Annotated in this window: 17 protein-coding genes; 3 read left to right on the forward strand and 14 right to left on the reverse strand. The window is 41.5% G+C overall.

The window, feature by feature from the left end; translation table 11 throughout:
- Window positions 1–82: 82 nt before the first annotated feature.
- Together B0O44_RS03330 and B0O44_RS03335 are read right to left on the reverse strand one after the other, a co-directional pair.
- The gene (locus B0O44_RS03330) at window positions 83–922 is read right to left on the reverse strand and encodes an AraC family transcriptional regulator (protein ID WP_110827258.1); all 840 of its coding nucleotides are present in this window, start codon (window positions 920–922) and stop codon (window positions 83–85) included.
- Between the two features lie 41 nt (window positions 923–963).
- Entirely contained in the window at window positions 964–3426 is a 2463-nt protein-coding gene (locus B0O44_RS03335; RefSeq protein ID WP_110827259.1) for an outer membrane beta-barrel family protein, read from the reverse strand.
- A 202-nt stretch (window positions 3427–3628) separates the two neighbouring features.
- Between B0O44_RS03335 and B0O44_RS03340 the strand changes: the two genes are divergently transcribed.
- Complete coding sequence (locus B0O44_RS03340) at window positions 3629–5197, forward strand: carboxylesterase/lipase family protein (protein WP_110827260.1); 1569 nt, start codon at window positions 3629–3631, stop codon at window positions 5195–5197.
- Window positions 5198–5238: 41 nt separating this feature from the next.
- On the opposite strand, the gene B0O44_RS03345 is transcribed toward B0O44_RS03340, so the two are convergent.
- From B0O44_RS03345 to B0O44_RS03380, 8 genes are all read right to left on the reverse strand, one after another.
- Window positions 5239–5865 carry a hypothetical protein gene (locus B0O44_RS03345; RefSeq protein WP_110827261.1) on the reverse strand — a complete coding sequence of 209 codons (627 nt, stop codon included), beginning with the start codon at window positions 5863–5865 and terminating at the stop codon, window positions 5239–5241.
- An 84-nt stretch (window positions 5866–5949) separates the two neighbouring features.
- A complete protein-coding gene (locus B0O44_RS03350; protein ID WP_110827262.1) occupies window positions 5950–6339 on the reverse strand; it encodes a RidA family protein in 390 nt (129 codons plus the stop codon).
- 93 nt (window positions 6340–6432) lie between these two features.
- Window positions 6433–6996, reverse strand: coding sequence for a Crp/Fnr family transcriptional regulator (locus B0O44_RS03355; protein WP_110827263.1), 564 nt, complete (start codon window positions 6994–6996; stop codon window positions 6433–6435).
- A 99-nt stretch (window positions 6997–7095) separates the two neighbouring features.
- Window positions 7096–8103 carry a YXWGXW repeat-containing protein gene (locus B0O44_RS03360; RefSeq protein ID WP_110827264.1) on the reverse strand — a complete coding sequence of 336 codons (1008 nt, stop codon included), beginning with the start codon at window positions 8101–8103 and terminating at the stop codon, window positions 7096–7098.
- A 105-nt stretch (window positions 8104–8208) separates the two neighbouring features.
- The gene (locus B0O44_RS03365; protein ID WP_146229761.1) at window positions 8209–9027 is read right to left on the reverse strand and encodes a hypothetical protein; all 819 of its coding nucleotides are present in this window, start codon (window positions 9025–9027) and stop codon (window positions 8209–8211) included.
- Between the two features lie 194 nt (window positions 9028–9221).
- On the reverse strand, window positions 9222–9662 hold the full coding sequence (locus tag B0O44_RS03370; RefSeq protein ID WP_110827266.1) for a hypothetical protein: 441 nt from the start codon (window positions 9660–9662) through the stop codon (window positions 9222–9224).
- Between the two features lie 79 nt (window positions 9663–9741).
- On the reverse strand, window positions 9742–10116 hold the full coding sequence (locus tag B0O44_RS03375; RefSeq protein ID WP_110827267.1) for a type II toxin-antitoxin system HicB family antitoxin: 375 nt from the start codon (window positions 10114–10116) through the stop codon (window positions 9742–9744).
- Entirely contained in the window at window positions 10100–10363 is a 264-nt protein-coding gene (locus B0O44_RS03380) for a type II toxin-antitoxin system HicA family toxin (RefSeq protein WP_110827268.1), read from the reverse strand. The genes B0O44_RS03375 and B0O44_RS03380 overlap by 17 nt, the downstream gene beginning before the upstream one ends.
- A 186-nt stretch (window positions 10364–10549) precedes the next feature.
- Between B0O44_RS03380 and B0O44_RS03385 the strand changes: the two genes are divergently transcribed.
- Window positions 10550–11767, forward strand: a complete 1218-nt coding sequence (locus B0O44_RS03385; RefSeq protein WP_110827269.1) for a hypothetical protein — start codon at window positions 10550–10552, stop codon at window positions 11765–11767.
- A 25-nt stretch (window positions 11768–11792) separates the two neighbouring features.
- Window positions 11793–12482 carry an HAD family hydrolase gene (locus B0O44_RS03390; RefSeq protein WP_110827270.1) on the forward strand — a complete coding sequence of 230 codons (690 nt, stop codon included), beginning with the start codon at window positions 11793–11795 and terminating at the stop codon, window positions 12480–12482.
- Here B0O44_RS03390 and B0O44_RS03395 read toward each other — a convergent pair.
- The 4 genes from B0O44_RS03395 to B0O44_RS03410 all read right to left on the reverse strand — a co-directional run bounded on the left by B0O44_RS03395 (window position 12436) and on the right by B0O44_RS03410 (window position 18715).
- Window positions 12436–13032, reverse strand: coding sequence for a helix-turn-helix domain-containing protein (locus B0O44_RS03395; RefSeq protein WP_110827271.1), 597 nt, complete (start codon window positions 13030–13032; stop codon window positions 12436–12438). The two genes, B0O44_RS03390 and B0O44_RS03395, sit on opposite strands and share 47 nt — an antisense overlap.
- Before the next feature lie 86 nt (window positions 13033–13118).
- Window positions 13119–14057, reverse strand: a complete 939-nt coding sequence (locus B0O44_RS03400; RefSeq protein ID WP_110827272.1) for a metallophosphoesterase family protein — start codon at window positions 14055–14057, stop codon at window positions 13119–13121.
- Window position 14058: 1 nt separating this feature from the next.
- A complete protein-coding gene (locus B0O44_RS03405; protein WP_110827540.1) occupies window positions 14059–15567 on the reverse strand; it encodes a SusD/RagB family nutrient-binding outer membrane lipoprotein in 1509 nt (502 codons plus the stop codon).
- Window positions 15568–15577: 10 nt separating this feature from the next.
- Window positions 15578–18715, reverse strand: a complete 3138-nt coding sequence (locus tag B0O44_RS03410) for a SusC/RagA family TonB-linked outer membrane protein (RefSeq protein ID WP_110827273.1) — start codon at window positions 18713–18715, stop codon at window positions 15578–15580.
- Between the last annotated feature and the right edge of the window lie 45 nt (window positions 18716–18760).

Raw genomic sequence — 18760 nt, forward strand, 5'->3', positions numbered from 1 at the left:
AACAAAATTACAGGTAGGGAAAGCACAGAAATTGTACAATCTTACACTTAATCTGTATAAAAAGATCTTTAAATAAAGTAAGCTACAGGTTTCTTTTTCTGTACTGTGAGGGGCTTAGCCCTTTATGCTTTTTAAACATTCTATGCAAATGGCTTTCATCGCTAAAGTTAAGTTCGTTGGCAATCTCATTAATTCGCATATCACTATGTAAAAGCCTTGTTTCTATTAGCCTGAGCTTATAATTTAAAATGTATTGCTGCAGGGTTTCACCGGTCTGCTTTTTAAAATAACGGCCCAGATAAGCCAGTGAAATGCCAAAAGCCTCTCCTATACATTCGGACTTTAGTTTTTCCTGCTCAAAAATATGCTGTTGGATATAATGCAATATGTCCAGTACAGGTTCTCCGGTATTTTCTTTTATATTTTTTGGCAATTTCAGGGCAATGTTGCGCGCCACAACCAAAATAAGCGTATTTACAATTTGCTGCACTATTTTAGCATGGTACAGCTGTAAAAAATTGTTTTCATTGTAAATGGCTTCTACCAGCACCGACACCAGTGGTTTATCTACCCTGTTTTTTAAAATGCAGCCGGGCCGGTGACTGGCATTTTGTAAAATATATTCCATCCGTTGCACCCAATCGTTGTCTTTATTGGTTTTTGGCCGGATGTAGATGTCATTAAAACTTAAAAAAAAGAATTTGGTCTTATCCTCTATCACAAAGGAATAACTGTCTTGTGGGGTAATTAAAAACAGATTTCCTTTACGATAATTAAAACTATACTGATTAATATACTGGAGCCCGGTACCATCAACAATGTAAATCAGTTTAAAAAAGTTGTTCTTATACATCGCCTTGGGGAACTCCTTAAGTTCCTTAAAGTCAATTTCAAAAGGTTGATACAAATTCTCTTTCACCATAAAATAAAGTTACTGAAATGGAATGAAAAGCTGGCCAGCCCTTAACCTTCTTTAAGCTCAGTGGAATGTTCAATTTTCTTAGACCGGAAGGTATTTGTACCAAAACGGTAACTGAAAGTCAAACTGGCCCTTGCGCCAATGGTTCGGCGTTCAAAATCCAGCAAAAGGGCATTACTTTCCCTTAAAAAACTCCATTTTCGGGTATTGAATACATCTCTGCCATTGAGGGTTATGGTCCCACTATTGTGCCATACATTTAACTTCGCACCCGCATCTATTCCATAAATGGCCAGGTTGCGGTCTGGCCCGATTTTATCCGGCGCATGATAATCTCCTCTAACCTGCAAAGAAATATCTCTTCCAATGGTCAGGTTGTTGGTGATGTTTGTATTCCAGCTCCATCCGCTGCTTTGGGCTATTCCATATTCCGGGGCTGCTGCTGTTTTATTCTGATAGATATTGGTATTGGCTGTAAAATCCCATCCCTTTAGCAAACTGAAATGACCAATAAGCTCCAGTCCACTGGTATAGGCATGGGATATATTTTCTGAAATCGTTGTAATTACCCCGTTTACCGGACTGCTTTCTATATGCCTGATCAGATTGTTGGTTTGACGGTAGTACAATCCCGAAGTCAATGTAATGCTTTTCCATTGTTTGTTATAAGCCAGTTCAAACAAGTGTATATCTTCGGGCTTAAGCTCCGGATTCCCGGTATCATAATTCACCGGATCGGAAATATCTACTATGGGATTTAAATTACGCATAGTAGGGCGTGTTACCCTGCGGGAATAACTAAACTGCAATTGCTGTTCTTTTTTAAATGTCTGGGACAGGGTAATACTGGGATAAATCCGATTGTTTACAACTTTTACAGGTATCGTAGTGGGCAAATTAGCCGCATTGTATCCTTCTATAATTGCGGTTTGACTGGCTGCTTCTGCCCTTAAACCAATCTGATAACTGAAATTTTTAATCTGATTAAAGTAATTAAAATAAAGTGCGTGGATTTGGTTTTTACTATTAAACCTGTTGTTAAAGGGGTAATCCGGTCTATATCCGTTTGCATCACTGAAATGATAAACTTGCTGTTTTCTGTCATCCAAACGGATCTGACTCCGATAACCCGTTTCTATTTTTCCAGTCGGTCCAATGGGTAAAGTAAAATCGGCTTTGATGTTGTAATAGCGATTGCCATTATCACTTTCATTGTAAAGGGTTTCTGGCGGACTTTGAATGGCCCGTCCGTTTATATTGTAAACCCCGGATGTTAAACTCATCTGGTTATCATTTACGCCATGGGCATAGCCGGTACTCAAAACCAGTTCTTCTCCTGGCCGATTAAATGTCTTGCTGAAATCTAAATTTAAATCGTAATTGTTGCCCTGGCCTGTGCTTTGATTGTTATTCAGGCTCAACTGCAATGGTAAACCCGAAGCATTTAGCTGATCTATATTTAAAACTTCGTTCCGATTGGTTTTTAAATTGTTGTAACTGCCCGAAAAGCTCAGTACAGTCTTTTCTGCCAGGTAATAATCCATACCGCCCTTTAAGGTATGTCCTTTATTAATGGTTTGGGAAGGAAAGGTCTCATTGGAAAAAGTAAGGGAATCTGTAGGGTTCAGAAAGGTTATATTTTGATGGCCATTACTCCTTGTTGTACTGTAACGGTAGCTATAATTCCCATAAATATTTACTTTTTTGTTTTGAAAGCTTAAACCTGCATTCGCATTGTAATTATTACGTGTACCAGCAGTAGCTTCTGCAGTTCCAATAAAACCTGCTTTTTTATTTTTCTTAAGCACAATGTTCAATATACCCGATTCGCCTTCGGCATCGTACTTTGCTGAGGGATTGGTGACCAGCTCTATGCTTTCGATGCTACTTGCAGGCAAAGACTGAAGAAGCTGCGTGATGTTACCCCCGCCAATCAACGAGGGCTTGCCATCAATCAAAACATTCACATTTGAGGATCCTCTTAAACTGACATTTCCTGCTCCGTCAACCAATACTGTTGGAATATTTTGCAGCAAATCAGCAGCAGAGCCGCCTTTACTCACCAGGCTCTGGTCGACCGAAAATTTCTTTTTACTCAGCCCTATCTTTGTATTGACTTGTTGGGCCGTAATTACCACTTCTGACAGCAGGCTTCCCTTTCCTGTTGTCAAATAAATTTCTCCCAAATTGATGCTACGGTTGCCCTCGTAAATAGATACACTGTCTTTAACGACCGTTTGGTAGCCTATATAGCTGATTTTACATTTGAAGGTGCCATCGGGCAATTCGTCTATTGTAAAATTTCCGGTCGAATCTGTTTGGAGCCCTTTAACCTGCAGACCAGTCTTCTGATTGGATAAAATGATACTGGTTAAGGGAATACCATCCCTGGTAACCGCATCTTTTACCCAGCCCCTCAATTGCCCTTTTTGCTGCGCATAAGCAGAGAAAATGATGCACGTAAAAAACAAAATGATAAAGCTTAACTTAATTGGAAACAGATTCATAGTAGGTGTTCTATCTCACAAATTTATACAGATACTTATGCTGCTTTCCTGTACTTTTTTACACTAATTCTGTACTTCGGTATGGCCTGGCCGTAATTTACAGCTGAAGTTTCAATGATGATATATTAGCATCATCATCAGCGAATTGAGCATATTTAATTAAATCTAAAGGATTGTTGTTTTTTAATATTTAACTTCCTTGATGCGAAGAAAAATATACTCGTATCTATACCTTGTTATCCTCTTTTCTGTACATCAATCCCATGCCGCCCGGGTAGCGGATACCCTAATGGTAAAACAAGGGTTTCTAGCCGGAAGTATTTCAACTGATGGCCGTACCCGTATTTATAAAGGCATTCCCTATGCAAGCCCTCCCCTGGGCATTTTAAGATGGAAAGAGCCCCAGCCGGCCCAACACTGGAAAGGTGTCCGCTTAGCCCTTGAATATGGAAACAGCGCCATGCAGCTTACTGCTGCCCGCAACCCCTGGACACCCGAATTTATTAACGACCAGCCTGTGGCTGAAGACTGTCTTTACTTAAACATCTGGGCACCAAAGCACCACAAAGGAAAAAAATATGCAGTACTGGTTTACATTCATGGCGGAGGCTATGTGGAAGGCTCCGGATCCACAAGCATCGCAGATGGAGAAAATCTGGCCAAAAAGGGAATAATTGTGGTTTCCATAAATTATCGTCTGGGTATTTTCGGTTTTTTTACCCACCCGGAACTCACTGCAGAATCGCAGCATCATGCTTCGGGAAATTATGGTTTAATGGATCAGCTTGCAGCCTTAAAATGGATCCGTGAAAACATTTCTGCCTTTGGAGGGGATTCCAAACGGGTAACTGTGTGTGGTCAATCGGCTGGCGCAGGTTGTGTACATAATCTGATCGCATCTCCTTTATGTAAGGGGCTCATTAGTGCTGGCATAGCCCAAAGCGGTTCAGACCTTATCCCAAGAACGCCTATGCTTAACCTGTCCCAGGCAGAAAAAACCTGCCAGGATTTCTTTGCTTCGGCAGGCATATATTCATTACAGCAGTTAAGGGCCTTGCCTGCCACTGAATTGCTATCCTATACCAAAAAATTGCCGGGTATATTACGCCCTGTTGCAGATGGCTGGTTTCTTCCGGAAAGTGTCAGTGAAATATATCGTCAGGGAAAGCAAAACCGGGTTCCTGTACTCACTGGAATAAATGCCGATGAAGGCAGTGCAAAATCCAGTTATGGTAAATTACATGCCCAGGACTTTCAGCAACAGTCACAACTCAGCTACAAAGCGTTTTATTTTGCCTTTAACCGTTTATATCCATCTGAAACAATTACCCAGGCTGCTAAAGCTCAAATTGAAAGCGCCAGGGATTTTGGTTTGGCATCCACCTGGTTATGGGCCATTTCTTATTCAAAAACAGCTCAAATCCCCGTGTATACTTATTATTTTAGTCATCCCATCCCCTGGCCGGAATTTCCGCAGTATGGAGCATTTCATTCCTCAGAGATTCCCTACGTATTTCACAATCTCGATCGGCTCAACCGCCCCTGGACAACTGAAGACAAACGGCTTTCAGAAATGATGTCGGCCTATTGGGTAAATTTTGTCAATACGGGCAATCCCAATGAAGCAAAATTACCGCGCTGGCCTAAAATTAATCCTGGTAAAAATCAAACCTTATATATTGATACCTTAATAAGGTCAAAAGAAGCATTGTCTGAAAATAAAATGCACTTTTTTGAGAATTTCTTTTACAGTCTTCTTAAAAGACGGTAAGGAGTAATTTTTTTGAGGATCCAACAACCATTAAGTCACAGCTACCTGGGCATTGCAGCTTCGTGTTTTTTAGTCAGGCTGTCCTGTAATTTAAGGACCTGATCTAGCTGTTTTGAAAATCCTTCTATGGCTTTTACAGAAGGTTTTTTCTCCTTCTGGTACTTCTCAATCAAAGGGATCGTTTTATTTATTTTTAGTGATTCGTTCAGGTCATTTAAGGCATTCATTTTTTGCATCACCGTTTTTAACAATTCCTGTTGCCTGGAAATGTTCAACCGGTATTTTTCCTGACTCGACTCAATCAGTTTCCTTGTTTTCTGTTTCAGAACGGAATCCCGTATACTTTCCATATGCTGTCTGGCGCTGCTGTAATAAAGTTCATTTTTTTTAATATAGGCAGCAAAAACCTTTGTAGAATCCTCCTGAGCTTTTCTAAGTTTTTCGATCTGCTCTTCGAGTTGTTTCAATTCAGGTGTTTTTTCGGCAATTTCTACATACAGATTTTCGGTCAAATCTATGTCGTACATTCTTTTTATACTCATCGAAGAACTTTCCTCCGCAAGCGCTTTCGGTTCATCCTGCTCCGGACTGGCCTGTTTACAGGAAATAAGAATTAATATAACGGTACTGAACAGCAGCAGCACACAGCTAAAATTTTGTCTACACATAAAAACAGATTAAAACTCCAGCAATATAAAAAAATTAACCGGGGATCACTCCCCGATTCATTTAGCTCCAACGACTTTGATCCTTTACTTCACGAGTGTGGCTTCCAGTTCAACTTTTAAGGTTTCAAACAAACTCTTTACTTCCAGCAAAGTAAGCGCTTGTTTAATACCGTGTTTAGCAATCCAATCCTGAAAAACAGGAAAATGAGGCCAAAGCTCTGCAGTTGAAGTCGTATAGATATTTAACCGAACGATGTCCCCGCACCTATATCCGGCCTGGGTCACTACCTGTTCCAAATTCCTCAATGCGTCCAGAAGTTGAGATTTCATATCTTCAGCACTTGATAACCCATCGGCATTTATTGCTGTCTGCCCGGAAATATACAAGGTGCTTTCTACATTTTTCACCTCAACGGCTTGTACATAACTGCGTTGATCCTGCCATTTCCAAGGATTGATGATTCTTTTTTCCATAATTAAAGTTTAAAATTCACAGTGCAAAACTGCGCATAACAACTGAAATCAGTACTTGACCTACCTCACGAATATAAAGTGAGGTACATCACATTAAAGGGATAAACGGCTTAATGTTTCACGGGATACACCCAGGTAGGTGGCAAGCAAACTTTTTGGTACCCGCTGAATAAGTGATGGATATTTTTTCAATAGCTGCAGGTAACGTTCCTTTGCATTAGAAGTCATCCAGGATATGATGCGCCGTTGAGCCCCGATAAAGCCAAAGTTTGCTTTTTCAAGAAAAAACCGTTCCATCTTTTGAAGACCATTGCACAACTTTTTATAATCTTCAAGCAACAAGCACAATACCATTGTATCTTCAACGCATTCCAGGGACATTGTTGCTTCAGTTTCCGTGTAATAGGCATAGAAGTCACTTTCCCACCAGTCTTCCATAGCAAAAGAAACAATATGCTGTTTTCCTGTTTCCTCGGTATAAACAAGTTTCAATAGTCCAGAAAGCACAAAAAAGTGATGTTTCACAGGCTCTCCTGCCTGAATCAGAAATTGATGCTTTTTAAACTTTTTAAGGGTAAAATGAGTACATACGAATGCAAATTCTTCATCGCTAAGCGTTACGATCTGCTCTATATGTTTCCTTAATTTATCATACATTTTGGGTGCTGCTAAAAACTTCCATGCAAATATAAAAAAAGGAGCCTGTATCCTAATGCTTACGATACAGGCTCCCTGTGTAGTATGGGTTAAAACAACTTAACGGCGCTGACGGCCTTCATGTCCCCGCTCTTCACGTGGAGGCCTGCCACCACCTTGCGGATGTCTTTCTACATTCTGCATCCTGCGATTCATATTGGCATTATGTCGGTCGGCATTGATGGCATTGCTCATACGGTTTTGCTGACGGTTAATTTTTTGTTGCTCCTGACCAGTTAATCTTCCACCATTGTTCATTCTGTCTGCACGGACTTCTTTATTCAGGTTGGCTTCCCGGCCTTCCAAATTCCTGCTTTCACCAGCGGTCAATTGTCCTGAAGATGCCCCGTTGGCAATACGTGCCTGTTGATCGGACCTGCGGTTATTGACCCTGTCCATGGCCATATTTGCCGGTCTTCCGTTATTTGCTGAGGCCAGCTGTCCTCTGTCTTGTCTGGCCCTATCTTGATGACTTAACTGCTGACTGGTAGCTTGCAGGTGATTGTTGTCATTCATGATCCTCTGCTCTTCTCTTGAAGGTCTTGCATCAACACCACCCCTGCCATTAAAACTGGTCCGGTTGTTAATTGTCGTATTATTAATCACAGTGTTGTTTACATAGGTATTACGGATCACAGTCCTGTTTACATTGGTCACTGCAGTGTTGTACCGGAATACATTGCCAGCCCAGATGCCTCCGCCAAAACCAACACCAGAATAACCAAATCCATAATTAATTCCTCCATAAAAACCAACATGTGGGCCCCAATAACCTGCATGAAATACATATATCCCACTATCAAAACCCCAATAGCCCGGTGTCCAGAGTACCCCTACACGTGGTGGCCTTACCCAAACACCAGGTACCCAGTAGTAACCACTGTCACCATAGGCCCAATAACCCGGTGTCCAGATGTATCCGTCGGCCGGGCAGGCAGGCTGCGCATAAACAGGTAGTGCCGGAGGGGCAATACGCACTGACAAACCTATACTTACCTGAGCATATAATTCTGGGGTCAGAATCAGGAAGGCTGCCAGTAAAACGATGCTTTTGAATATCCTTTTCATAGTCTTAAAGATTAACAATTTCCTGTAGGACAGTAAAAAGACATAGAAGTTTAACGTCCAAAATGCAGCCCAAAAATTTTAATCCGGAAAAAGAAACCTGGTCTTCTAAAATTTAAAGGCAATTCCTGCTTCAAAATAGAACAGCGCGTCTTTATCGGACAGTTTAGAACGGATAACGGCCGGCAATTTATTCTGAACGATGGAATAACTTGGCACAAAACTGACGATAAAATGATCAATTTTATAAACAACGGGCACCGAAAATTCATAGTTAAGCAATTTAAATTTGCTCAATTCCTGCTTTTGACTTTCAATTTCTTTTGCCTGTAAAGTCGTTAAGCCTTGCTTTCTGCGTAGTAAAAAAGCATCGTAAAAGTTTTGTGTACCTGTATTCAGGCTCACCGAAGGAGAAACCGTAAACAGGTCCGTTGTTCCAAAAATACTTTTCACCGTAAATTCATGCCCAAGTCCTGCTGTTATAAACACATCACTCCCATAGCCCTTTTTATTGATAGCATAATCAACACTCACAAAGGGGCTCAGCAATTGCTCTATTTCATAACTCAAACTGGCATTAAAATTCACACTCTGGGAAGAAGCCACCTGCGGACTGCTGGAATTGTAAAACAACTTGGTTATCGATGCTTCTCCATCCAAATGTTCTGTAAGATCGAAACTATAGCCCACAGACAAATCCCCACCTGAAACCTTTTTTGATCTGTTGTCCGGAACAAAATCTACGCTTCCGGAAAGAAAAAAACCCGATTCAAAAGTATATTTGGCATTCGGGCTAATCACTGCGGTGCGTACACTATCTGAACGTCCTTTAAATACGTAATTGTTCAGGTAGTTGACCCCAATTTTTAAAGAAGATCCTTTTTCCTGTTTCTTATCATAATTTTCCGAAACAGAGCTCTGCGCCAAGCCATTTAAAGCATTACAGCACAAAACAAAAACAACCAAAAACTTAAGTAAACATTTAATCATAAATCGCAAAACCCATTGTCTATCAAGGCTTACACAATGATATTATAAAATTTTGATCTTTACATGAGTCTTTAGAAATAAAAAAGCATGGTTCAAATAAACCATGCCCTTTAAAAAATATCAGCAGAAGGTTAATTCATCATATCATCTGTTGCGGCTGTTTTGCCGGCGCCTTTTTTCATATGATTTTGTCCGTTCATTGCTTTTAGTTTTGTCATCTGATCTGGCTTAAGGATTGTCTGGTATTGCTGCATACGGTACTGCGCAATGTCTTTGGAAGAGCCTGCTTTTTGCCCGCCAGCCTTTAAGGCGTCCTTACGCTTAATGCACTCGGTATTCACTGCCAGTACTTTGGTGTACTGACCATCGTCCAGAGAAAGCTTTTTTTGCAATTCTTTACTATAGGCTACCGCCCTTTGTTCTGCAGGAACAGTGCTGGCCGCCGGCTGCATTTTGGTCGTTTTAGCAGTTTTAGCTGCATGTTGCTGTTTGGCCGGCGCTGCCGGAGTGGTTTGCGCTGCTGCCGGAAGTACTGCCGCAGCAAGGGCAATAGCGAAAATGAATTTTTTCATAGTGTTTTGTTTTTGTCTATTAAAATTAACAATAATTATTGTTTTATTTTAATAGACATTTGGTTCATTTTCCTTCAGTTTACGGCCGAGACAGCAAACCTTCTTTAGTTAAAAGGTCCTCATGCTGAACAACATAACTTAATGCTGCTTTCACAATTTCATTAAGATTGACCCCCATCTTTCTGGCCAACAACGCAGTATCTGAATGGAGTTTCTCAGAGACCCTTACATTAAAGGATCCTTTGTATGCCTTATCCGGAGCTTTACCCAGTTCTTCACACATCATCAGATAATCCGTAATCGCTTCCTGAAAAGCGTTCTCCAGCGCTGTAACAGATGTACCTTCAAAAGTGATCAAATCATTTATTCCATGGATTTTACCAAAGAATACCCGGTCATCGGCACTGAATTCTACCGAGCCGATGTAACCTTTATATTCAAAATAGTTCTTCATAATCCTTACAGTTAAGCTGTTGTATCACCAAATCAATTTGATATGCTTTCAAAATATTTCCGGGATGAGGCTCATGCAAACTAATCACCTTTTTATTCCTGTTGGCAAATTTTCTTCTTGACCCGCCTGTTTTACCCTTGCTTATTTCTTCGTACCCAAAATGACTTAATACCCTGGTTAATTCCATCCAGCTAAAGTCTCTTGGCTTTGAATAAAAGCGCTTTAATAATTTGTTTATTTTAGTCATACAAATATACTCAAAACACTCTAAATGCAACTAAAAAATAGTCGCATTTAAAATACCAATTAAACTATTATCCTTACTGTAATAAATCTATATCCAAAAAACGACATACAGGTCATTTAAAAATAATATCCAACCGGCCTGTAACTACCCTGAGCCATTACCGTCAAAAAGAAAAACCAAATCTAAATGCTAAAACCTAGCCTGATCATCTCCCTACTTCTGAGCTCCTTTAATCTTTTCGCAAAACCGGGCCTTCCCAGTGACAGTTCCCTGCTCGACAGCCTGGTCAAAAAGAAAACTTTTCTTTTGACCAATGGTAATTTTAACGGCCCGGGCTGGGATATGCTTCGGGATGAAATCAAAAAAGTACAATTTGTAATGGTCGGAGAACAACACGGAATGGCCGAGATCCCCTACTTTACAGGAAAAATAGCCGACGATTTCAAACCAAAAGCCCTTGTTATTGAAATAGACCCTTACTCGGCCGAAGCTTTGAAAAAACTGGCCCTCAAACCCGATACCTGGCCAGCTTATTTTAAGGAAAGGCCTTATGACATGGCTTTTTACAGCTGGCAGACCGAAATGGAACTGGCCAGAAAAATGCAGCTTCAAAACATAGACATCTGGGGACTTAACGAAATAAATTTTCTGGGCATGGAACGCTTTTTTACCGATCTGGCTGCCCTTACCAAATCTGCAGATAACAAGAAATGGGCACTTTCGATGGCAAAAACGTATAAAGAACACGACAAACCGATCTTTACAGATGAAAAAAGATTTGGGGAATTTGCTGCCTATACCTTAAAAGCAGCCACCATTGACTCTATGGTGACCCGTTTTCACAACGAAAGCCCAGCCAGTAAAAGAATGCTCAACAACCTTAAACTAAGTATTCCGGCATTTGCGAACAACTACCCAATGCGTGTCAACCTGATGAAAAGAAACTTACTGAATTACCTGTCTCCAATTCAGACCAAAGATTCCATAAGCCTTCCCAAACTACTTTTCAAATTTGGCGCTAACCACGTTAGCCGTAGTAAGGACATGCTCAGGGTATATGAAATGGGCAATCTGGCAGACAACCTCGCCGATGCCGCAAATAAAAAGACCCTCCATATTCTCATTGCAGGCAAACAAGGTACTTCCAATTTTATGGCACCGGTAAACAACAGTGAGGCCATAAAACCTTATATCTGGGTTAAAGATGATGATCTGTCTTCCCTTCATTATTTTTATAACCAGGTTAAAGAAAACCAGTGGGTAATTTTTGACTTAAGGCCCTTGCGATCGGCACTCGAAAGGAATAAGATCCAGATCAAAGACCCTGATCTTAAGAAATTCATTACCGGCTTTGATGTGATTGTGTTTTTTGACAAAGTCAGCGGCAACAAATTTATAGAATAGCCACAGGGAAACTTACCTTTGCGGCATGAATTCAGAAATTGCCGTTATTTTTGATATGGATGGGGTGATCTGTCATACCAATCCATATCATTCCCTTGCCTTCCGTGAGTTTTTTGCCAGCCATCAGCTTTTCCCCACAGAAGAAGAATTTGCACAGCACATGTTTGGCAAAAGCAACAGTTACATCCTAAGCCATTTTTTTAAAAGAGCAATAAAGGGTGAAGAATTCAAACAAATGGAAGAAGAAAAAGAAAGTCTTTTCCGTAAACTCTATGGGCCGCATATAAGCCCCATAGCAGGCATCATGGATTTTATAAACGAGCTTCATCAGAACGGAGTTAAACTTGGCATTGCCACTTCTGCCCCGGTGGCCAACCTCAATCTGATTTTAACAAAAGTGGCCTTAAGGGATAAAGTAGGCTCCATTCTGGCCAGTGAAGATGTTAAAAAGCACAAACCGGATCCTGAAGTCTATTTAAAATCAGCAGCAAATTTGGGTGTAAAACCCGAAAATTGTATCGTTTTTGAGGATTCTTATTCCGGGGTGAGCGCAGCCTTGAATGCCGGAATGCAGGTTGCAGGTGTACTGACCAGCCATACTGCCACAGAACTTCCACCCTGCGGTTTATACCTGAAAGACTACACCGAATTGTCGTACGGGAAAATCCTTAATTTCCAACAGGCCCGTTTCCGTTCTGCTCAAAAAAATAGATAATCAGCATTACCGCTTTTTTATCCGAGAAATTTTTGGGCGTATGTGGCAGACGTCCGTCAAAAAGAATAGAGTCTCCTTCAGAAAGACTGTATTTCCCGTCTTCAAAAACATAGTCCACCTGACCTGAAAGAATATACTTATACTCAAAGGCTTCAGTGACCACCATTGGCCGGGATGCATTGGGTTCCAGTTCCAGCAAAACGATGTCTACTGTAGAATTTTTTATTGTTTTGGTAAAGATCCTTTGGTACATAAAACCCAGTGCCTGCTCTTTTTCAAAAGAATCGTAATCTTCCTTTCTCCGGACAATAACCGGCGCCAGGGTATTACTGGCCGAAATGTCTTTAAAAAACTGGTTCAGATCCACCTCCAGGGCACGTATAATATTAACCAAAACCAAAAGAGATGGAACAGTGCGATTATTTTCAATCTGAGAAATCAGGCCCTTACTGACGCTAACCCGGTCAGCGAGTTCCTGAATAGTGATGTTTTTATCCCTTCGGATTTCTTTAATCCGGTTACTAATGAGTATTAATGTATTTTCTTCCATAGTGATTGGTTGGCCGAAAATACTAAATAAAAGCATAAAATAAGAGGGATAAAGCACCGCTTTACCCCTCAATTTTAACCTTTTTTCTATTTAAAGGATCTGTCTGAGATGATCGGAACTGTAGGATAACCTTTGTAATCAGAACCTGCATAAACTTTGCTCCCGTCCTGGTATACAGAACTTTTGCCTTTCAGTTTTATACTTCCATCACTGTACACATGAACCAGGGCCCACAAAGGATCTTTACTGTGTGCAAATTCATAGTTTTTGCCTTTCCGGCCAAACTGGTAAGAAGCGCTGTTGATCTGAACATAATGAATGTCATTGTATATGTTCAGATAGTCTTCATGATTGTGTCCGCTGAAAACAGCTTTAATTTTCCGGAATCCCGCCTGCTCATTGACTCTTTCAAAAAGCAGGCGCAGCATTGCACCCTCTTTAATTCCGTCCAGGTCATTATCCATCCCCTGATGACAAAAAACAAAAACAGGAAGCTTTGTTTCCTCCAGGTCTTTTTCCAGCCAATTGTATTGCTGCTGGCAAATAGAACGCGGATAAGCTTTGCTCGTATCGTTTTCGGGCCTTTCATTGCCATTTAGGACCACAAAATGATAGCCCTTCAGGTCAAAAGAATAATATTTGCCCTTTGCGTTCCAGAAATCGACCACTTGCTCCTGCGTAAAGCCACCGTCAACGTCATGATTGCCGATCACATGATATTTCTCTCCTTTAAACCTGTTCCAGGCTTCCATTAAGGCAGCATTGGCGGGTTTGGGTGTACAAAAATCGCCCATCTGAATAATAAAATCTGGCTTTAGATTGTTCATTTCCTGTGCAAATGCAGTAACCCTTTCCACCCCGTCCCGGATCAGGTCATGGTGCAGGTCGGTAAGTATACCAAATTTTAAAACTTCTTTAACAGGAGCTTCCAGGGCCAATGCTTCCAATGACAATACATTCAATCCTGCCACCCCGCCCAACAGCAGGCCTTGTTTTAAAAAAGCTCTTCTTTGTGTGCTTTCCATGTTACTTTATTGCCCAGGTAACACCATTCTGATTATCTGCACCAGCAAACTGCCGCTGTATGGCCGCCTTTAAGTTGGCTGTGTTGACCGTATATTCAATGGTAGGGTATGCCCAGCGCACAGGGATCTGGTTGTTATTGGCATTTGCCGGACCTATATCAAACTTGGGAATACCGGTCCTACGGTAATTATAATACGCCTGTAAACCCGAATTTTCAAAAAAAGCAACATACTTCTGTTCCAGGATCTGTGTTAAACCATCTGTGGTATTGCCCATGTAAGCATTTTTAGTCAGGAAAGCTGAAATAACAGTGGGGTTGTTCTGCCCGTAAAACTTAATGGATTCGGTAATGCCCTGTTCATAATAAGTGGTTGCATTTCCTGTAGCCCATCCCCTGTTGATGCCCTCAGCGAGGTTAAAATTGGTTTCACTGGCACCCAATTGAACACATGGGATACCAGAAGGTGAAGAAAGCCAGTAATCGAAGTTGATCATGCTTAATTTTCCGGCAATGGCCTGGTCTTTTAATGTCGTCTGTAATTCACCAGTTTTACCTCCTTTAAAGGAGCTGAATTTTGTAGCATAACCCGCATCACCGCTCAATCTTGCTGAATCTGTGGGCAGGGCCACTACAAATAACCTGGGATCGTTCGTCCTGGTCAGGATATTGACGTAGGTTGCCCCCAGATTGTTCCGAAGGTCATTTTTCAAAACCACCCCATTGGATGGCCACAAAGGGTAATTATTGGATACATTGGAGGTATTGTACACCAGCTGAAAATTATCTGCGTTGGTCAGGATCAGGGGATATTTTTGCGGGTTGGCCACCATTGAAGCAAACTGTCCCTTGATGTTCAACTCTGGCGTATCGTCTGCCCTTTTGCTCAGGCCGATCAAAACCCTCAAACGGAACGAATTCACAAGCTTTTGCCATTTGGAAAGATCCCCGTTATAAAAGAAGTCCCCTTCTACCTTAGTCTGATTGGTCACCAGGGGTGTCAGGTCAGTGTTTGCATCCTCGAGCAATTTCAGGCACTGGTTGTAAACATCTTTCTGTAAATCGTATTTTGGTGCAAAGTTATTCTCATTTGCACCTTTTAAGGCCTCGCTCATGGGCACATCTCCAAACATATCTGTTGCTGCAATAAAAAAGTAAGCCCTGAAAAATTTTGCAAGTGCCAGGTAAGCCACGGCCGGTGCGCCTACTTTCTGGGCCTCTATTTCCATACGCTGCACATTTCTCAACTGGGTATAAACTCCATAATCAGCGGTCGTCCAGCCATAACTCTGGTTTCCGTAATACGCCTCATTCATCACCATAAACTGATTGTGTCGTTGATCGGTGTTCCAGGGAGACTGAGAACTGTTTAAAAGCAAACCGGTAAAAATCAATTTAGGGGCAGCATTTAAAATTGCGGAAGGATCTTTCTGCAGATCTTCCGTTTTTTTGCAGGATGAAAACAAAAGTATCATCAGACAAGTAAAAATTGTATATATTTTAGTTTTCATAACCATTTTTTTAGAAAGTGACATTTAAATTAAGACCAAAGCTTTTTACAGAAGGGGTTTGCAATGAGCCACCGGCAATGAACTGATCAAGGTCCATGTTCCGGGTACCTTTGCCCGTAAAATAAAGCAGGTTCCTGCCCACCAGAGATACGCTTGCTCCATGTACAATCTTTGTCCTTTCCAGGAATTTCTTTGAAAAAGTGTAAGTCAATACGACTTCCCTTAGTTTTACATAAGTCCTGCTGCGCATCAACTCATAGTTGGAACGGTTAAAATTTCTTGCCCAGGTCTGGTACAGCACCGGAACATCATTGGCTGCAAAAATCCTGGTATCCGATATGACATTCCCATCCTGATCGGTATTTAATGCCCCGCTTACAATTTTAAAACCATCTGTCATCACACTCCCTTTCCAGCTGGTATTGGCCCTGTTTTGCCAGTCCAGCAGACGGTAAGGGCTATCCGATGCCGGAGCTGTGCCCGAATTCCACTGAGAGTCATCCACCACATTGGCAATTTTTCCACCAAAACGTCCATCAAGCTGGAAACTAAAACTAATGTTCTTGTATTTGAAAGAGTTGTTCATACCGGCCACGAAATCATTGTCGCTGTAACCCATTCTGGTTTTATAGGGATTAAGTGCCGGTAATCCGTTGGTGCCCACAATCATTTTTCCATTGGCATCCCGCTGAAAATCTGTTATAAAATAGCCATCTGCACGGTCCCCTATTTTAATCAGCCCGTCCCGGTTTAAAACACCATCAATTTTATTTAGCCAGCGGTGGCTGGTGGACCAGTTGGCCACAATGTTCCAGGAAAAATCTGCCGACTTTACCGGATTGGCGTCAATGGTCAGTTCCAATCCTTTTCGGATATAGGTAAAAGCATTTTTCTGGGTAGAAGTCACTCCTGAGGCCGGGCTCACATCTACGTTTACAATTTTAGGCCCCTCTACATTATAAAATGCAGCAGCATCAAAGCCTAACCTGTTGTTTAAAAAACGGGCTTCCAAACCCACCTCGGTTGTTTTAACCCTTGCGGCAAGAATGTCCGGATTGGTGAGCACCCCGCTATAGGTTACACCTGTATTGTTGTTCCAGCGGGTAGAATAAGGTGTATAGGTTGGGTTTAGCTTGTAAATATCGTACTGATTGGTTTCATCAACCAGGTCAGAGGCCACATTCGCATAAGAACCTCTCACTTTCAAATAAGAAATGGCTTTAGGAAGCTCGAGCATCTGGGAAACTACCGCACTTAAAGATGCCGAAGGATAAAAATAAGCGTTGTGTTTTTTGGGTAGCGTACTCGATTTGTCATAGCGTCCGGTAAGGTTCAGGAAAAGATAGTTTTTATAATCCAGATCAATAAGCCCATAGGCACTTGCCACCTGACGCTGACCAAAATCATTTACAGGAACCGAAGGCAATACCGTATTGGCCAGGTCATATACCCCCGGTACAATCAGGCCACCATTGGTGCTTGCACTTAAAGAACTTACTTTTACTGATCTCAAATTCCCAAAAACAGAAGATTTAAAACCAAAGTCTTTAAACTTGTCAGAATAGCTTAAGGAAGCCTCGGTATTGTTTTCCCAGAATTTATCATAGATCTCCTGGTAACCACCCACCTGGTTCACCCCGTCATTGTAAAAATTACCAGATACCGGGATCTGTTTTGTCCTGCTCCTGCTCCAGGTGCTCACATTTGTCCTCAGGTTAAAATTAAGTTTATCTGTTAGGTCATACTTCATCAAAATATGCCCGTACAAATCGTCCTTGGCATAACTGTGCAAGTTCTCATAAGCCGTAAAATAAGGGTTGTTATAAATGGTATATTCCCTGTTGTATTGCTGAATACCTTCCTGGCCCGGCTTCCAGTAATTTCTAAGGTCCCTGACATCAAAATCTGCACCGCCCCATATATTCATCAGGTACACATAACTGTTGGGACCATAATTTGCATCCGGGTAATTTGGTGTAACCTGCCTGTTGTAATTGATGTTTGCTTCAAACCTCACTTTTTTCCCTGCATTTAAACCACCTGAGAAATTAAAATTGGTACTTCCGAGTTTGGTATTGGGAACTGTTCCTTTCTGGAACATCTGTGAAAGGGAAAGCCTCATTTCCCCCACCTCACTTTTGGTCGAAATGGCAATGTTGTTTGTGCTTAAAATACCGTCCCTTAAAAAGTTTTTGAGGTTATCTTTTCCTTTTGCTGTCCATGGAACAGGTACAAGGGCTTTGGTGACCGGATCAATAGGGCTGTTGTATTGTGTAATCAATTGTCCTTCAAAGCGGGGCCCCCAGACAAAATAGTCATTGTCATTAATCCCTCCCCCTTTTCCATCTTTAAAAGCATATTTAAAGTTATCTCCCGCACCATAAGAAGTCTGATAGCCAGGAATGGCATTATAACCGGTTTGTAACTGGGTACTGGAATTAAATTCGACCTTAAACCCCTTATCTATTGCAGTTCCTTTTTTCGTGGTGATCAGAATAGCCCCTTTTTGTCCGCGGCTTCCATAAAGGGCCGCCGCATTCGCACCTTTAAGAACAGAATAACTTTCTATATCGTCAGGGCTTAAATTCCAGGAATCTGAGCTGATCGGCACCCCGTCAACGACAATAAGCACCCCCGATTGTCCCCTTAAATAAATACCCGGGTCACCAAAAAGGTTCGAACTTGGCGTAATGGTCAAACCAGCCACTTTTCCGGTAAGGGAATTGATTCCATTGGGCTCCCGGGCCTTGACCAGTTCGCTGCCTTTTACTTCCTGAACGGCATAACCCACCGCTTTTTTATCCTTTTTAATTCCCAGTGCAGTCACAACCACATCGTTTAAAGACCTGCTGTCACTTTGCAAAACAATGTTCAGACTGGCTGAATTTTCCAGTTTTACCAGTTTGGTCACATAACCAATGGAACGGATTTCAATGGTGTTTCCAATATCGGCAGGAAGGGTAAAATCACCTTTTAGATCCGTAGCAGTACTCTTTCCCGTTGTTTTATTGATAACTGTTGCACCGGGAACCGCCCCGTAAGCGTCTGTAATCCTACCGGTGAACCTGGTTTGCGCATACATTTGAAAACTGCAAAGCAGAAAAAAAGCAGTCAGAAAAATGCGCAGCTGATGATAAAATCGTTTCATAATTTGTTCGTTGTTTGTTTAGCAAAACTAAACTTAGTTTATAAT

Origin of the sequence: Pedobacter nutrimenti (assembly GCF_003208655.1) — a bacterium.
GTDB lineage: Bacteria > Bacteroidota > Bacteroidia > Sphingobacteriales > Sphingobacteriaceae > Pedobacter > Pedobacter nutrimenti.

Bases quoted from the DNA above. Each gene is read 5' to 3' on its own strand.
- B0O44_RS03330 (WP_110827258.1), bottom strand. From the start codon at position 922: ATGGTGAAAGAGAATTTGTATCAACCTTTTGAAATTGACTTTAAGGAA.
- B0O44_RS03335 (WP_110827259.1), bottom strand. From the start codon at position 3,426: ATGAATCTGTTTCCAATTAAGTTAAGCTTTATCATTTTGTTTTTTACG.
- B0O44_RS03340 (WP_110827260.1), top strand. From the start codon at position 3,629: ATGCGAAGAAAAATATACTCGTATCTATACCTTGTTATCCTCTTTTCT.
- B0O44_RS03345 (WP_110827261.1), bottom strand. From the start codon at position 5,865: ATGTGTAGACAAAATTTTAGCTGTGTGCTGCTGCTGTTCAGTACCGTT.
- B0O44_RS03350 (WP_110827262.1), bottom strand. From the start codon at position 6,339: ATGGAAAAAAGAATCATCAATCCTTGGAAATGGCAGGATCAACGCAGT.
- B0O44_RS03355 (WP_110827263.1), bottom strand. From the start codon at position 6,996: ATGTATGATAAATTAAGGAAACATATAGAGCAGATCGTAACGCTTAGC.
- B0O44_RS03360 (WP_110827264.1), bottom strand. From the start codon at position 8,103: ATGAAAAGGATATTCAAAAGCATCGTTTTACTGGCAGCCTTCCTGATT.
- B0O44_RS03370 (WP_110827266.1), bottom strand. From the start codon at position 9,662: ATGAAAAAATTCATTTTCGCTATTGCCCTTGCTGCGGCAGTACTTCCG.
- B0O44_RS03375 (WP_110827267.1), bottom strand. From the start codon at position 10,116: ATGAAGAACTATTTTGAATATAAAGGTTACATCGGCTCGGTAGAATTC.
- B0O44_RS03380 (WP_110827268.1), bottom strand. From the start codon at position 10,363: ATGACTAAAATAAACAAATTATTAAAGCGCTTTTATTCAAAGCCAAGA.
- B0O44_RS03385 (WP_110827269.1), top strand. From the start codon at position 10,550: ATGCTAAAACCTAGCCTGATCATCTCCCTACTTCTGAGCTCCTTTAAT.
- B0O44_RS03390 (WP_110827270.1), top strand. From the start codon at position 11,793: ATGAATTCAGAAATTGCCGTTATTTTTGATATGGATGGGGTGATCTGT.
- B0O44_RS03395 (WP_110827271.1), bottom strand. From the start codon at position 13,032: ATGGAAGAAAATACATTAATACTCATTAGTAACCGGATTAAAGAAATC.
- B0O44_RS03400 (WP_110827272.1), bottom strand. From the start codon at position 14,057: ATGGAAAGCACACAAAGAAGAGCTTTTTTAAAACAAGGCCTGCTGTTG.
- B0O44_RS03405 (WP_110827540.1), bottom strand. From the start codon at position 15,567: ATGAAAACTAAAATATATACAATTTTTACTTGTCTGATGATACTTTTG.
- B0O44_RS03410 (WP_110827273.1), bottom strand. From the start codon at position 18,715: ATGAAACGATTTTATCATCAGCTGCGCATTTTTCTGACTGCTTTTTTT.